This is a genomic window from Sulfurimonas limnophila (genome assembly GCF_059705345.1).
The window spans coordinates 77253-90031 of record NZ_AP046127.1 but is presented as its reverse complement, the minus strand read 5'-3'; the positions used below and the strand labels follow the sequence as shown (position 1 = coordinate 90031).

Sequence of the window (12779 nt, the reverse complement as noted above, 5' to 3'; positions counted from 1 at the left end):
TGATACCAAATATCAAGGAGGCTCTCATGAGCAAATTAATACCACAACCATTGTTGTCTGCAATACCAGACCTATACTCTACCGAAAATTCCAAAGACCCAATCTGTCATCTGAAACTTTTTACCCCTGACTCATCTTGGAGTTGGTACATAACTGAAATTTCTAAGAGTGATAATGATACTTGCTTTGGATATGTAGTTGGTTTGGAGAATGAACTTGGCTATTTCAGTCTAAGCGAAATTGAAAGCGTGAGAGGTCATTTAGGCTTAGAAGTCGAGAGAGATACACAATTTACCCCTACACTGCTATCTAAAGTAAAAAACGACACAACCGTGCAACGTTCATCTGTACAATATCAGCATAAACAAATATAAGGATTACACAATGTTAAAGAAAATTATTCTAAGCAGCAGTATATTTATCATAAGCGCTTATGCCGCAGATAACATCAGTACTGTTAAAAATAGTATCGTAAACTACGATAAGTCAATTACTATTGGGCAGGCTTTTGATAAGTGGAAACAATGTGATTCTACCAAATGGGAAAATCTTGTTTCAGACAATGGAAAAAAGATAGTAGAGTATACATGTCAAATGGATTCATATGGCAAGAGTTTACAAAAACAAGCGATTTTGGAACTTGAGGAGAGAATAGCCTCTGACAAAAAATATCTAAAAACTTCTACTTTTAGAGAGGTGGAGGAAAAACGAATAAAAGCGTTAGAAGACAAAATCCCTAAAATCAAAACAAAATTATTTAAAAAAGTTTTAGTTCAATGGGTCGTAAATGTTGACAATACTGTTGATTTTGCATATTCCGGAGTAGTAGTTCAAGACAACGGAACTATGAAAGACATGAGCTATGATACTTACAAATTACTTGCTGATGTTTATCAAAACAACTATTTAACTTTTAAGTAAATTAGACTTAGGAGCAAAGAGAGAGGGTAGCTTCTAAAAAAGTAGCTTGTAGATGCAGATAATTTTACATACTAAGCACCCTCTCAAAACCCAGCAGGCAGAGCAAATATCATAGCTTTGCTGGATGGGTATTTGAGGCTTAAGAAGCTTTATGAAAATTAAATACCCATCTATATGTCCATCCTTTAGAATTTAAATTCTATCGGACTGACACGAAACTTCTAGCACTCACGAGCTCTTTTTTTTACATTAAGCTATTTAAATCATCATGAGAAAAATCAAGTTTTTCTGCTACTTGTCTTATAAATTGCCCTTCTGCAATATGAACTACACCATCTTTGCGGGATAATGCTATCAAATCAATTATCAAGCTTAAAGCATCTTCATTGTTCTCTTTAAAAATATCATAATTAACAGCAACAAGCCCTTCTGATATTAAATTTGTTAATAGATTTGCCTTTGTCAAATCACTTAAATCAGATTCATTTATAATCGATTTTAGATGTTTTAATTCTAAATCATGCTTAACACCATCAATCTTCATCAAGTTTATTAGAGTCTCTATTTTAGCTGTTAAAATTGGCTCAGGTATTGTAGGGAAAACCTCTTGAATTTCAATATCTAGTATCTCTTCATCAATGAAACTAATATCTTTAGAGAAAATTTCTATGGCTTTTTCCCCTATTTTGTGTGTTGAATATTTTGACCAAGCTGCCATAGCAGCTGCTCCTGCAAAAGGTACCCATTTTGCAGCCATTGATGCGGCTGTTTTTTGAAGTATTTTACCACCTAAAATAGCTACCGTTTTTTGTAATGCTCTTGCGCCAACTCTCTTTGCCATCACTTTACCACCGTGGACCGTTACCAATGCGATAGCACCATTCCCTATTGATCCAAATAAAACACCTACTATAAGTTCTTGACTTATAATTTTTTCTTTACCGTGTGCTTTAGCAATATCATAAATCATTTTAATTTGATTATGTGTTACTAGTAAAATTTCTGGTACGGCAATTAGCATTCCTGCAGGTCCTAAAACAAGACCAGCACTACCAGACACAGAACCATTAATATTACCATAAGAGCTTACTATATTTCTAACATCTCCTAGTAAAGGTACTGGATTATCAATATAGTACTTTTCTCTATCTTCTTTTATGCTCTTAACAGCGCTTAAAATACCGTCATTGATTTTAGTTTGTATGCTATTCACATTTTCACTCATTTTTTAACTCCTTTTATTTATCTCTTATTATACACTGTATGATACAAGATTGAGAAACAACTTTGCAATAGATACACTTCTATAAAAATCTCTTATAGTAGGGTGTAAAGCTGATGCAAAATATCTCAACAGATGATTTTTACCGTATCATTGGTAAGAATGTAGCTAGACTTAGAAAAGAGAAAGGCTTATCCCAGCTAGACCTCTCTTTACAAATCGGTTACAAATCAGTCTCTGTTATATCAGGTGCCGAGATATATTACAAAGGCAAACATTTCAACCTTGAACACCTGCTTAAAATATCACAAATTTTAGGTGTCGAACTTTGTGAATTTTTCAAACCCTGAATCACATCTCAACATGATTATCTTTTAGTGAGCACATCTATCAACACAGTGCTTCCAACACATCCTGTAGCAACTATAAAAACTATGAAGGTCGTAAATACCGCTACACTAAACAAAACTCTATTTAAAATGTAAAGCACGGTATCAATCATAACAACCCCTTTCATCGAAGTATGATTTCTTCAACTTCTAAACCTCTATTTTTAAATATAGGATACTTATAAATCTTACACTCAAAAGAAGCCTCATCGGTTGTTAGAGTGTATTTCTCTTTTAGTTTTTGAATCTTTATTTCCTCTTTTTTGTTGCCTATCACTCCTGCATCTATCCCTTTATAGCGGTACATGTAAAGAGTGTTTTCCTCTATAAAGGATTCATTGCAATACTTGATGATATATTCAAATACATTATGAATATATAGCTCTTTTTGAGTCGGAAAGTAGTCATAAATGCCATCTACCCTGTCGGCATCATAGTAGCCATTTTGAGAGTCGTAGCATTCATGTCCGATATATGCAATGGTTTGCATATCAAAAAGTTCGCCGTTTTCATCACTGTAGCAGAGCATGGCTTCGGGCAAATTGTAGTCAAAGACTAAAGTAATATTTTCAATGATACCTTCAAATGAAAAGCTCCTTTTATCAATCCTTTTTGGTTTATGCGTGAACCTATGCGTATTTTCAAGCAGCCAACTATGCAGCAGTGTTTCAATGGGATGAAATACTCTTGTTTTTTTAGCATACTTCTTTAAATTCTTTCTTTTATGCACTTATGGTCTCCTTGCCTATTCGCCGCTTTAACAAATATAATTTTAACAATAGCTCCTGCGCGGTTGTGTCGTTTTTATAAATTTAGATACTTTTTCAAGCTCTCTTCTAGATTCTCTTGCAAATATTCAGGAGAGATGATTTTCACATGCGGTATCCAGTATCTCACAAGCCTTAAAATCTCCTCATCAAATGCTACTTTTGCGGAGACTAGCAAACCGCCCTCTTCCAGCTCTTTAACGATTGTCTGATTTGGTAAAATTTTTCTTCTTATAAAATAGTCTGAAACTTCTGCATCTACTTTTATAACTACTTCAGTCTGATTCTGAGCAAACCAAATATTGTCATCCTCTTTTATAGTCGCTGCTATATTCTCTTCTGGTTCAAACTTCTCATTTGTTATACTTAGCTGCTCAATTTTTGTGAAGCTAAATGTTTTTAATGTGCTCTCTTCAACCCCTACTAGGTACCAGATACCTTTTGAGTTTAGAAGCTTGTACGGATTTATAACTCTTGGCTTGTTGCTATAGATAAATTTTATCTGTAAGCTTCCCAATATAGCCGTTTCTAAGAGTTTAAAATCCTCTGTTCTGCTGCTTAAATCCTCATAATTATGACCTTTTATAAGGTATGCATGATCGGCTTTAGTGTCGAGTATATCTTTTAAGAAACTCTCTTGTAATGTCGGATATAGCTCTTTAATGCCGCTTAAAACTGCAAACTGTTTTATGTCATCAAAGTTAAGCTTACCCAAATAATACTCTTCAAGATAGTAAGAACTGCCATCTTTTTTAATTGGAAGATAAGACAATCTTTCGTTTAAATCTCTTTGAATCGTTCGGCTAGTTACACCAAACTCTTCTACTAACTCTTCCACGCTAAACCTATTGCCTGCGTTTAACTTGGTCAATATAATAGCCAACCTTGTTGCTATCGTGTCATGTTCCCTGCTCAATACGTAACTCCCTATTGTAAAAAAATTTCAAAGAGTGATAGAGGATAGTATCTAAATATATATAGATTATCTCTTTTACCACGCTTCAATTTTTTAATATATTATTTAAACAATTCAACCATATATTATAAATTCGAGTTCAACATAAAGAGGCATTTATACACCAAGTTTTCATCTAACTTGTTGCGATATCTATAGCGCTTCTTTGTGCAACTACTACAATATAAAGGATTTCACAAAATGAAAGAGTTGCTTAAATTAGCAAATGACGACTATCAAAAAAGAGGTGGAGCTTATCCTAAGTCCTATGTACCAGATAGCATAGAGGTAAATATCGGTGAAGAGACAACAACGGTAGAGTTTGATTTCAAGAATACAAATGATAGTGAAGCTTTAGAGTGGTATGAAAAATCAAAAGAGAGCAAAATTATCAATAAGTATAAAAAGGATTATGACATTACAGTTGTAACCTCACAGGATGGAACTTTTGAGGATGATTGGCAAAAGCTCACAGTATCACTCAGTAAAAAAGTTTCTGCCAAACAAGCCATCGTTCCCATAGAAGCTAAAACGCAAAAAGATGGTGATACAGGCTTCACCTACACTTACATTCTCTCTACGCTTGAACAGAGAAAAGCAATTGACCTCACAAAGCATAAAACCAAGGTTGAGAAGGTTATCACGGACTTCTTTGGAGATAGACTATTATCTGTAGAGTTTCAAGCTCATAGCTATACCCTGCACCTTAAAAATGAGTATCAAGCCGCTGATAAAAGACGATTAGGGAGATTGATATCTGAAAATACAGACCTAAAGCAGTATGTACGCAGAATCCTATACAACAACTCTCAAGATACATCAGGGCAGCTTTTTAGACTTATGAAAGTTAGCGACAATGGATAAGTACGCTGTATGCTTCGTCATAAAATGTGCCTTAGTAGCCGTAGCAGTTGCAATTGTCAAACAAACTAATGAACTCAAAAAGCACTCATCATGATACCAATATACTCTATTGAAGATATGGAGCTTGTGGATGATAAAATCTTACGAGATGGCTTAGAGGCAGAGTTTGCTAGATTGCCAGATGATTATCTCTATCCAACCTACGGATATTTCATAGTTATAGAATCCATTGAAGAGTTGCGCCATCCTATCTTACTTCAACACACCACCTTATCTTATACACCACAACCGCTTAGCGATTATATAGAGATGATTGAAGAGTTTGATGGATACTTTCAGATTGTCTGTATATTTGAGGCTGATTTTGGGGTTAGTTTGTTTGTCAACAACAAGGTAATAAAAACTTATGAATTAAAAGAATTACTCACTGTATCTTGAAAAAACGACACAACCGTGCAATCCCATTTGCTAGAATTTGAAATATTAAAAATAGGAGGTGCTTAATGTACGAAGAATTACTTTACCATATTGTAGTATTGGGATTTACTGCTCTAGGATTAGGCATCATAACTCTAGCCGTTTTAAAAGTTAAAAAACTATTAAAAGAAAGAACTCTTTAACCGCTATACAGCCTACTTGAAAACACTCTTTGAAACTTAGCTTTTCAACGGGTGGGACGGGTGCAAACTTTCATAAAACTATTTTTTTACCCTTAAAATTTTAAAAAGTTCTCTGTCTAAAGAGTGTCAATATATGCACATTTTTCATATATCAAATGTCTCGGGCTTCGCGGCTACTTTTACGCCCACCTACCACATAAAAAGTCATAAAAAAAGACCGGTTTTAGACTTGGCAATACTGCCAAAAACACCGTCATGCTCGGCTTTCTATGCCATAGGCGATTTCCTAGAGCGAGCCTTGAAAACCGGCGAGGGTTATACCTCCCAGAGTTCGAATCTCTGAGGGTCCACCACATTTTTACACAATCCCTCTAAACACGATACTTTCAGACATTTTCATAACTAATTCTTATATCAATAACCTTATTCTATCTATTTACTTTTTCAATATTTTTTTACTTTTCAAACAATTTTAGTCGCAGTTTAGTCTCTATAAAATTGTAATCATTCGATGAAAACGGCGTTTGAGATTGTGGGCAACTCGCCGGTCTAGTTTGTCGGGTTATGATGATTTTGGTCGTAGATTTGACTTAGACTTTTTATATATTGAGTATGAACTCATCTCTTTTTTTTTGTTCCAAAACCTACAGTTTTTTGGGAGGCTTATAAAGTGTATTAAGTTGATAAATATTAAAGTGATATCTTTGGCATGATTTTTAATTGTAGAATATTCTACTTTATAGCATTAATGGTATAATTCTTAAAAAGGACATCTATGAATATTTCAGAAAAACAAACGATTACCACACATTTATATGATTGGTTAAAAGGTAGCCCAGTTATTATCCTCGCACTTGTTTTGACTTATACTTCATACATAGGGTATGTATATGAAAAAACATTTTTTCTTGAATTTAATATTGATTATTTAATATATGCTGAACCTAGCGATTTCTTTTTTTCTTGGATTCGCAATGAATATGTTTTTAATATGATTCTAAATCTTGTACTAGCTATCACAATATCGATTCTAGTTTATGTATTCTTTAGGTACACATATATTATGAATTTCAAAAATGAATCTAAGAAGATGTCGATAATAAAAAAAACTGGATTTCCACTTTTAGTTAAATATGAATATGGTATCTACTACTTTTTATCTTTAATTCTAATGTTTATTATTGCAATTTATATAGTAGCGACAATTTTTTATAGTGAAGCAATAGAGCCACTTATTTTTGCCTCATGTTGTTTAGGTTTAATTATATTAGCCATCGAGATTAGCAGTCGTGAAAGCCCAGAAAACAAATCTAGACTTGAAAAAACTCTGTCAAGTTACACGGGTCTATTTTTAGTGCTAATTATGTCTTTTTTTTTAAATAGCTACACAATGTATCAGGTTAAAAGGAGTGCTAAAGTTTATGCAGAGTTTATAAAAAAAACTGAAAGTCAAGGTTTGAATGTGTTTATAGCTAATGACTCTATACCAAACTTATATTTGATTGGTAAGGTTTACGATAGAATGTTCTTTTATTCTATAAAAGAAAAAAATGTTTATAGCTTTTTGAAAAGTGAAACGAAAAGAATTGATTCTAGCTTTTTGAAAAATGAAACAAAAAGATTTGATTATAAGGCAGCTATTCTTTCAAACTAAATTTTGGAATGTTCCCTATAAACTAGACAATTTTATGTACTCAATAAACTCTTATATTTGGAACAATATCAGCTTTTACAAGTTTATCGTGTTCCACAAAGTGTTCAAAAAGTCCAAACGCTAAATTCCCACAAATCCTAAGGAATTTTGGAACGATATAACAACCACTCACTCAAACCATCTCGCCAATTAACTAATCCGGCGAGGACATCCTCACAAACACCATCCTTGTCTATGTTTCAAGCACTTCGCCTAAAATAGCCTGTCTCATTTCCTGTCTTTTTTTCATGATTTTTGACGAAAAGTTGAATAATTGAGGTTTTTTGGTAAAAAAATAGGTTGTAATTGATTATCACGCAGAAGCAATTTTAGAGAGAGCGGAGAACTCTTATGTTAATCGTTTATAAAAAGAATAATGTTACAATACAGAAAGTGAAGAGAGGGGTTTTGACATGCAAACCATCCAAATTAATAATCCGGAAGTAGAAAGCTTTATAGCTTCAAGATATGGTAGTGACACACAAAGTTTGGTCAATGATTTCATAAAATTTGTGAAGCTTTCTTTAGATGATGGCTACCCTGCGATTACCAAAGAAGAAGCAAAAAAAAGAGTTGCAAAATCACTCCAAGATATAAAAAGCGGTGAAGCTGTACTACTTAGCCAAAAAGAGTATGATAAAGAGATAGATGAATTTATGAAGACTCTGTAAATGACCATTTTACGCAAAAGAGAATACTTAGATTCACTCAAAAACATACTCTCTTACATCTCAAAAGATAGTAAAAACAGAGCTTTAAACTTCAAAAGTGAAGTAGATAACAAAATCAATAACTTAGCAAACTTTCCACATAAATTTCGACCATCAATTCATAATGAAAATGAGAATGTTAGAGATATGATTTTTAAAGGTTATACAATAATTTATCTAGTAGAACTTGATGAAAATAGAATTTCTATATTAGACATTTTTAAATGGATTGATAAATAAAGCCCTTAATAATGTCTCAGGCTTCACAACTACTTTTACGCCCACCTACCACATAAAAAGTCATAAAAAAGACCCATTAACTTCTTGATTTTAAAAAGTTCTCTGTCTAAAGAGTGTCAATATATACACCTTTTGTTCAATTATTTTGAAAACGATGGTGTATTTTTTATATATCAAGTCTCTTGTATCTTCATCCTCAATATAGTAACTTTTCCTACAGCGATGAGGCATTTCGCTTAATGCATTTAAGACTGTAGCACTTTGTCTATAGCTTGGCTTAAAGGAATGCCCTTATTTTCTGAAATGCTATTTACAGCCTTTTGAACTTTTTGTTTTGCTTCTTCAAAAGAGATAGATGGATATTCTCTCCCACTTGTAACTTCTACCTTGTCTTTTGGCAATATCTCAAGCAGACCCATAAATTTGTCAAAAATGGAATCATCGATATTTAGTTGTATTGTATGCATATAAACTCCTAGTCTCATTATTGTAACTAATTTTTAGCAAAAATGTCTCAGGCTTCACGACTACTTTTACGCCCACCTACCACATAAAAAGTCATAAAAAAAGACCGGTTTTAGACTTGGCAATACTGCCAAAAACACCGTCGTGCTCGGCTTTCTATGCCATAGGCGATTTCCTAGAGCGAGCCTTGAAAACCGGCGAGGGTTATACCTCCCAGAGTTCGAATCTCTGAGGGTCCACCACTTTAATCCCCTATATTACTTACTTTCAAGCTTTAAGAATTCATTTGGTTTCCTTTCTAGTGTCATTATGAATTTAAACTTAAACACATAATCTATAAACTATCTTTGACAACTTATGTATAATTTAAAACTCTCCTTGTGCTTTGCATTTTATCTAGCTATAATTTCTCTTAAGAAAAGATGATTCAAGTTACATCTTTAGTATACTTTATATTGATGACTTCTTGTTGTTGGTACATTCGACCTAAAATAAAGCTTTATATTAGATTTTTTACCACCTTAGCAATTTGGTGTACTCAAACAAAACAAGGAGTTACAATGGCAACATTAGTAAACGGAACAGTTAAATGGTTCAACAGTGAAAAAGGTTTCGGTTTTATCGAACAAGAAGATGGCGGAAAAGATGTATTTGTACACTTTCGTCAAATTAACAGCAGCGGTCATGGTCGTGTATCACTAAACGAAGGTCAAAAAGTGACTTACGAAGTTGGTCAAGGCGAAAAAGGTCCACAAGCAGAAAACGTTACAGGTCTGTAATTTTATATTCAAGCGGCTATTAGCTGCTTGAACTTACTCTCCCACCCCTTACTTTTTTAAATAACCACATTCTCTCACTTTAAACATTCATTTGAGTTAATCAAAGCCGATATAATATTTACATAAGATATAATACAAAAAAAAGCAGTAGTAAATGGAAACCGAGTTAATTATAAAGTCTATTATGGGACTTGTCGCACTTTTATCTCTTTTAGTTTTTCTTCTTTTCCTAGAACCAAACAAAGAGAGAAAAAAACCAAATAATACTCATAAAGCAAACATAGATGCAAATACAATAGCAAATGAAGAGACAAATTTAAATGTTTTGGTCTCTATCGTAAAAAATAAGAAATCTGATGCTGCAAGACTCTCATACGCTCTTGATATGATTTTAAAACATCACGGAGTGTTTCATAAAAAAATGGGCTTAAGGGCTCATAAAGATTTTGATATTTATGAAGATGTGCTCTTTACCTTGTGTAGGCACCCTCATGCAAACAAGAACTTAATAATAGATTTTGATAGAGAGTTGGCACGTTTAAATCCAGACTACAGACAAGAGATAAATGATGCTATAACAAAAGGGCTGAACTCAAGAGGCATCTAAAACTCAAGGTTCTCTGTTACCTTTCCTTGAACAACATGAATACCTCTGCTCTCTAGCTTCTCTAAACTCTCCATATCTATAACTCCAACCGCGATAAGCGCTATGCCAACAGTGTCTGTTATCAGCCTTAGAGCAGATAGAGATTGATCACTTTGCGTTAAGAAGTAACTGCTTTCTCCCTTTATATATACAGGTCTTAAATCTTGCAGATATTGATAATCATCGCTCTCGCCTATAAACTCAAACACACCTATTTCGATACCAAATTTTCTAAAAAGAGCTATGTATTCTCTGATTAGTTTTGAGTCTTGACGTATCAGTTTATCTGGAAGCTCTATAATGATTTTAAAGCCAAGGGTTGCAGCATTTATGCGCAGAAGCTCACTTAGCTCATGGTATGTATCATGTGCTTCTAGATATTCATGCGGGAGTCTTAGTGAGTAAGTTGACGCACTAAGAAGCGTAGCTGAGTGTTTAAAAAGCATTGTAAGTATTTTTTTATAGATATTTACACTTAGTCCATTTTGAATAGCTGGAGCCATAAACTGAGCATAAGAGTAAGATGTGTTTTTATCTAATGTTAGATGAATACTAAGAACATGGTGGAAAAGTTTTTTAATTTTTGTATCAATTACATTCCATGATACAAAGTTAAATCTATCTTTCTCTATTGCCTTATTTATAAGTAGCTTCCAAGCCTCTTTTCCCATAACTTCTACTGCACAATCACTCTTTTGGATATGTATATTTTTATGGTTGAATTTTGCTTGTGCAAGAGCATTATCAGAACGCGCAAAGAGTTCAGATATAGTGTCTCTGTTTTTATACTCATAGGCACCTATTGAGACAAAAGTCTCTTCTGTATCAAGTTCTGCTTCTTTAATTGCACTATGACATAGCTCTTTTATATTTTTCGCTAACTCTATGGCATTTTCGTTTGAATAACTTGGTAAAAGAAGTGAAAATTCTGTTCCGTTTAATCTTGCAACAATTGCATCTTTTATATCTTTTGTCTGTGTATTAAAAATATTTGAAATAGTTACAAACAATTTGTTCACTCTCATTCGTCCTATCTTTTCATTGGCTTCAATAATACCGCTAAGAGCAATAATCATATTTACGCCACCCTCATAAGATGAGTCTATTTTGAGGTATGAAGGGAGTTTATCTGTTAAGTACTTTCTATTTTTTAACTGTGTATCTTTATCTATATACTCTAGCTCTTTTTGTGCTTTTAACTCTTCATTTCCTTTATCAAACATAGCTTTTACTTTTCTAACCATTGCATTCATTCCAAGAACAACATCTCTAAATTCTTTTGTATAAGGGATATTATTTTGAATAATAAATTCATGTCTTGTAATAGCGGCGGCTTGTTTTTGAACCTCTCTTAAAGGCTTCAATACTATAAGAAGGAGCATATACAATATACCAAGGCCAACTATTGCGATAAAAGCAAAAGATAGAAGAAGATTTATCAAAATAGCATATAACTGCTTATGCGCGTACGTTGCATCACTCTGTACATTTAAAATCCCAACTTGACTCCATCCTGCAGATACATTTGCATGTGCAATTGGTGCTTGAAGGTTTACCAAAGAGATAAACCACTTTGGAATAGCGCTCAAATCGCTCTCTATCTTTCTATCATATACCACTTTACTATCAACATCAAGGAGTGAAATATGGCGATAATTGCCGCTATCAAAATTGGCATTTATCATAGTTGACATCATAGTAATATCGCCATTTGCACTACCAAGAGAGAGACTTAGTGAAGTTGCTGTATTTTTTGCATCATCATATAATCTCTCCTGAACGCCTCTATTTGCACTTTTAAAGTTAAGTGTTAGCACTGTTGCTAATATGATAAGTAAAAAGAACGATAGTATTATGGCTATTTGTTTAAAGAGTGTCATATTTTCTTCCTTTGCATGTTGAGCTTTAGCTCATCCCATTTTTTGTGAGATTTTTCACTATTTTTTCCTGCTTCTTCTAGCATATCACCATTAAAATTATAGATTGGTGTTAAATCTGTACGTTTTGAAGCTGGAAATATTTTACGATTGTTATTGTCCAAAATAAGCGGTTCGCTCTTTGGAGTTTCAAAGTAGGTCAAAACCATATGAGGTTCTTTAAATTTTGTAGAACGAACATAGGTAAAGAAGAGTTTTTTGTAGTCAACTTTTAGATATTTTAGAGCAAAGTATTTACTTATAACATAATCTTCACAGTCGCCTCTGTCATTACCTAAAAACTCCCATGGCGTAGCCCAGTAATCACTCTTACCATACACTTGCATATCTGAAGCGTATTGTACTTCATTGAAAAAGTTATTTACCTCTTCTAATTTTTCTAAATCACTTTTATCTTTTAATGCGTCAAGTGTCTCTTGAAGAAAAAAGAGTCTTTTTTTTGCAAATATTTTATGTTTTTTCTCGATTGCATCAAGAAGCTCCTTATCCGTAAAAGGCTCGGAAGATGAGATAAAACTTGCAAAAAATAGTGATAATAGTATAAGAACTTTTAATCTAAGCATATGCGATT

General features: G+C 33.3%; 18 protein-coding genes. 10 read left to right on the top strand and 8 right to left on the bottom strand.

All coding sequences use genetic code 11. The annotated features are described in order from the left end of the window. Window positions 1-26 precede the first annotated feature (26 nt). Together AC6H33_RS00480 and AC6H33_RS00475 are read left to right on the top strand one after the other, a co-directional pair. The gene (locus tag AC6H33_RS00480) at window positions 27-374 is read left to right on the top strand and encodes a DUF2958 domain-containing protein (RefSeq protein ID WP_497605039.1); all 348 of its coding nucleotides are present in this window, start codon (window positions 27-29) and stop codon (window positions 372-374) included. Window positions 375-384: 10 nt separating this feature from the next. After that, window positions 385-921 carry a hypothetical protein gene (locus AC6H33_RS00475; protein WP_497605038.1) on the top strand — a complete coding sequence of 179 codons (537 nt, stop codon included), beginning with the start codon at window positions 385-387 and terminating at the stop codon, window positions 919-921. 244 nt (window positions 922-1165) lie between these two features. Here AC6H33_RS00475 and AC6H33_RS00470 read toward each other — a convergent pair whose 3' ends face one another. Further along, a complete protein-coding gene (locus AC6H33_RS00470; protein ID WP_497605037.1) occupies window positions 1166-2146 on the bottom strand; it encodes a TerB family tellurite resistance protein in 981 nt (326 codons plus the stop codon). Between the two features lie 113 nt (window positions 2147-2259). On the opposite strand from AC6H33_RS00470, the gene AC6H33_RS00465 reads away from it, so the two are divergent. Then, window positions 2260-2493, top strand: a complete 234-nt coding sequence (locus AC6H33_RS00465; RefSeq protein WP_497605036.1) for a helix-turn-helix domain-containing protein — start codon at window positions 2260-2262, stop codon at window positions 2491-2493. 17 nt (window positions 2494-2510) lie between these two features. Here the strand turns inward: AC6H33_RS00465 and AC6H33_RS00460 are convergent, their stop codons facing one another. From AC6H33_RS00460 to AC6H33_RS00450, 3 genes are all read right to left on the bottom strand, one after another. After that, complete coding sequence (locus tag AC6H33_RS00460) at window positions 2511-2645, bottom strand: hypothetical protein (RefSeq protein ID WP_497605035.1); 135 nt, start codon at window positions 2643-2645, stop codon at window positions 2511-2513. A gap of 11 nt (window positions 2646-2656) precedes the next feature. After that, the gene (locus tag AC6H33_RS00455; RefSeq protein ID WP_497605034.1) at window positions 2657-3262 is read right to left on the bottom strand and encodes a hypothetical protein; all 606 of its coding nucleotides are present in this window, start codon (window positions 3260-3262) and stop codon (window positions 2657-2659) included. Window positions 3263-3336: 74 nt separating this feature from the next. Continuing rightward, complete coding sequence (locus AC6H33_RS00450; RefSeq protein ID WP_497605033.1) at window positions 3337-4137, bottom strand: helix-turn-helix transcriptional regulator; 801 nt, start codon at window positions 4135-4137, stop codon at window positions 3337-3339. Window positions 4138-4455: 318 nt separating this feature from the next. Here AC6H33_RS00450 and AC6H33_RS00445 point away from each other — a divergent pair, with 318 nt between their 5' ends. From AC6H33_RS00445 to AC6H33_RS00425, 5 genes are all read left to right on the top strand, one after another. After that, window positions 4456-5118, top strand: coding sequence for a hypothetical protein (locus AC6H33_RS00445; protein ID WP_497605032.1), 663 nt, complete (start codon window positions 4456-4458; stop codon window positions 5116-5118). A gap of 90 nt (window positions 5119-5208) precedes the next feature. Then, complete coding sequence (locus AC6H33_RS00440; protein WP_497605031.1) at window positions 5209-5556, top strand: hypothetical protein; 348 nt, start codon at window positions 5209-5211, stop codon at window positions 5554-5556. A 957-nt stretch (window positions 5557-6513) separates the two neighbouring features. Then, a complete protein-coding gene (locus AC6H33_RS00435; protein ID WP_497605030.1) occupies window positions 6514-7392 on the top strand; it encodes a hypothetical protein in 879 nt (292 codons plus the stop codon). A gap of 452 nt (window positions 7393-7844) precedes the next feature. Then, on the top strand, window positions 7845-8102 hold the full coding sequence (locus AC6H33_RS00430; RefSeq protein ID WP_497605029.1) for a hypothetical protein: 258 nt from the start codon (window positions 7845-7847) through the stop codon (window positions 8100-8102). Further along, entirely contained in the window at window positions 8103-8381 is a 279-nt protein-coding gene (locus AC6H33_RS00425) for a type II toxin-antitoxin system RelE/ParE family toxin (RefSeq protein ID WP_497605028.1), read from the top strand. Between the two features lie 90 nt (window positions 8382-8471). Here AC6H33_RS00425 and AC6H33_RS00420 read toward each other — a convergent pair whose 3' ends face one another. Beyond that, window positions 8472-8612 (bottom strand): hypothetical protein, encoded by a 141-nt coding sequence (locus AC6H33_RS00420; RefSeq protein ID WP_497605027.1) that lies wholly within the window; start codon window positions 8610-8612, stop codon window positions 8472-8474. A gap of 14 nt (window positions 8613-8626) precedes the next feature. Continuing rightward, window positions 8627-8848: a hypothetical protein gene (locus AC6H33_RS00415; protein WP_497605026.1), complete on the bottom strand. Its 222-nt coding sequence runs from the start codon at window positions 8846-8848 to the stop codon at window positions 8627-8629. Window positions 8849-9406: 558 nt separating this feature from the next. Between AC6H33_RS00415 and AC6H33_RS00410 the strand changes: the two genes are divergently transcribed. Together AC6H33_RS00410 and AC6H33_RS00405 are read left to right on the top strand one after the other, a co-directional pair. Then, window positions 9407-9625 (top strand): cold-shock protein, encoded by a 219-nt coding sequence (locus AC6H33_RS00410; protein WP_497605025.1) that lies wholly within the window; start codon window positions 9407-9409, stop codon window positions 9623-9625. Window positions 9626-9779: 154 nt separating this feature from the next. Next, window positions 9780-10232 carry a hypothetical protein gene (locus AC6H33_RS00405; RefSeq protein WP_497605024.1) on the top strand — a complete coding sequence of 151 codons (453 nt, stop codon included), beginning with the start codon at window positions 9780-9782 and terminating at the stop codon, window positions 10230-10232. Here AC6H33_RS00405 and AC6H33_RS00400 read toward each other — a convergent pair. Continuing rightward, entirely contained in the window at window positions 10229-12151 is a 1923-nt protein-coding gene (locus AC6H33_RS00400) for a LapD/MoxY N-terminal periplasmic domain-containing protein (protein WP_497605023.1), read from the bottom strand. The genes AC6H33_RS00405 and AC6H33_RS00400 overlap by 4 nt on opposite strands. After that, window positions 12148-12771: a transglutaminase-like cysteine peptidase gene (locus AC6H33_RS00395; protein WP_497605022.1), complete on the bottom strand. Its 624-nt coding sequence runs from the start codon at window positions 12769-12771 to the stop codon at window positions 12148-12150. The genes AC6H33_RS00400 and AC6H33_RS00395 overlap by 4 nt, the downstream gene beginning before the upstream one ends. Between the last annotated feature and the right edge of the window lie 8 nt (window positions 12772-12779).

Bases quoted from the DNA above. Each gene is read 5' to 3' on its own strand.
- AC6H33_RS00480 (WP_497605039.1), top strand. From the start codon at position 27: ATGAGCAAATTAATACCACAACCATTGTTGTCTGCAATACCAGACCTA.
- AC6H33_RS00475 (WP_497605038.1), top strand. From the start codon at position 385: ATGTTAAAGAAAATTATTCTAAGCAGCAGTATATTTATCATAAGCGCT.
- AC6H33_RS00470 (WP_497605037.1), bottom strand. From the start codon at position 2,146: ATGAGTGAAAATGTGAATAGCATACAAACTAAAATCAATGACGGTATT.
- AC6H33_RS00465 (WP_497605036.1), top strand. From the start codon at position 2,260: ATGCAAAATATCTCAACAGATGATTTTTACCGTATCATTGGTAAGAAT.
- AC6H33_RS00460 (WP_497605035.1), bottom strand. From the start codon at position 2,645: ATGATTGATACCGTGCTTTACATTTTAAATAGAGTTTTGTTTAGTGTA.
- AC6H33_RS00445 (WP_497605032.1), top strand. From the start codon at position 4,456: ATGAAAGAGTTGCTTAAATTAGCAAATGACGACTATCAAAAAAGAGGT.
- AC6H33_RS00440 (WP_497605031.1), top strand. From the start codon at position 5,209: ATGATACCAATATACTCTATTGAAGATATGGAGCTTGTGGATGATAAA.
- AC6H33_RS00435 (WP_497605030.1), top strand. From the start codon at position 6,514: ATGAATATTTCAGAAAAACAAACGATTACCACACATTTATATGATTGG.
- AC6H33_RS00430 (WP_497605029.1), top strand. From the start codon at position 7,845: ATGCAAACCATCCAAATTAATAATCCGGAAGTAGAAAGCTTTATAGCT.
- AC6H33_RS00425 (WP_497605028.1), top strand. From the start codon at position 8,103: ATGACCATTTTACGCAAAAGAGAATACTTAGATTCACTCAAAAACATA.
- AC6H33_RS00420 (WP_497605027.1), bottom strand. From the start codon at position 8,612: ATGCCTCATCGCTGTAGGAAAAGTTACTATATTGAGGATGAAGATACA.
- AC6H33_RS00415 (WP_497605026.1), bottom strand. From the start codon at position 8,848: ATGCATACAATACAACTAAATATCGATGATTCCATTTTTGACAAATTT.
- AC6H33_RS00410 (WP_497605025.1), top strand. From the start codon at position 9,407: ATGGCAACATTAGTAAACGGAACAGTTAAATGGTTCAACAGTGAAAAA.
- AC6H33_RS00405 (WP_497605024.1), top strand. From the start codon at position 9,780: ATGGAAACCGAGTTAATTATAAAGTCTATTATGGGACTTGTCGCACTT.
- AC6H33_RS00400 (WP_497605023.1), bottom strand. From the start codon at position 12,151: ATGACACTCTTTAAACAAATAGCCATAATACTATCGTTCTTTTTACTT.
- AC6H33_RS00395 (WP_497605022.1), bottom strand. From the start codon at position 12,771: ATGCTTAGATTAAAAGTTCTTATACTATTATCACTATTTTTTGCAAGT.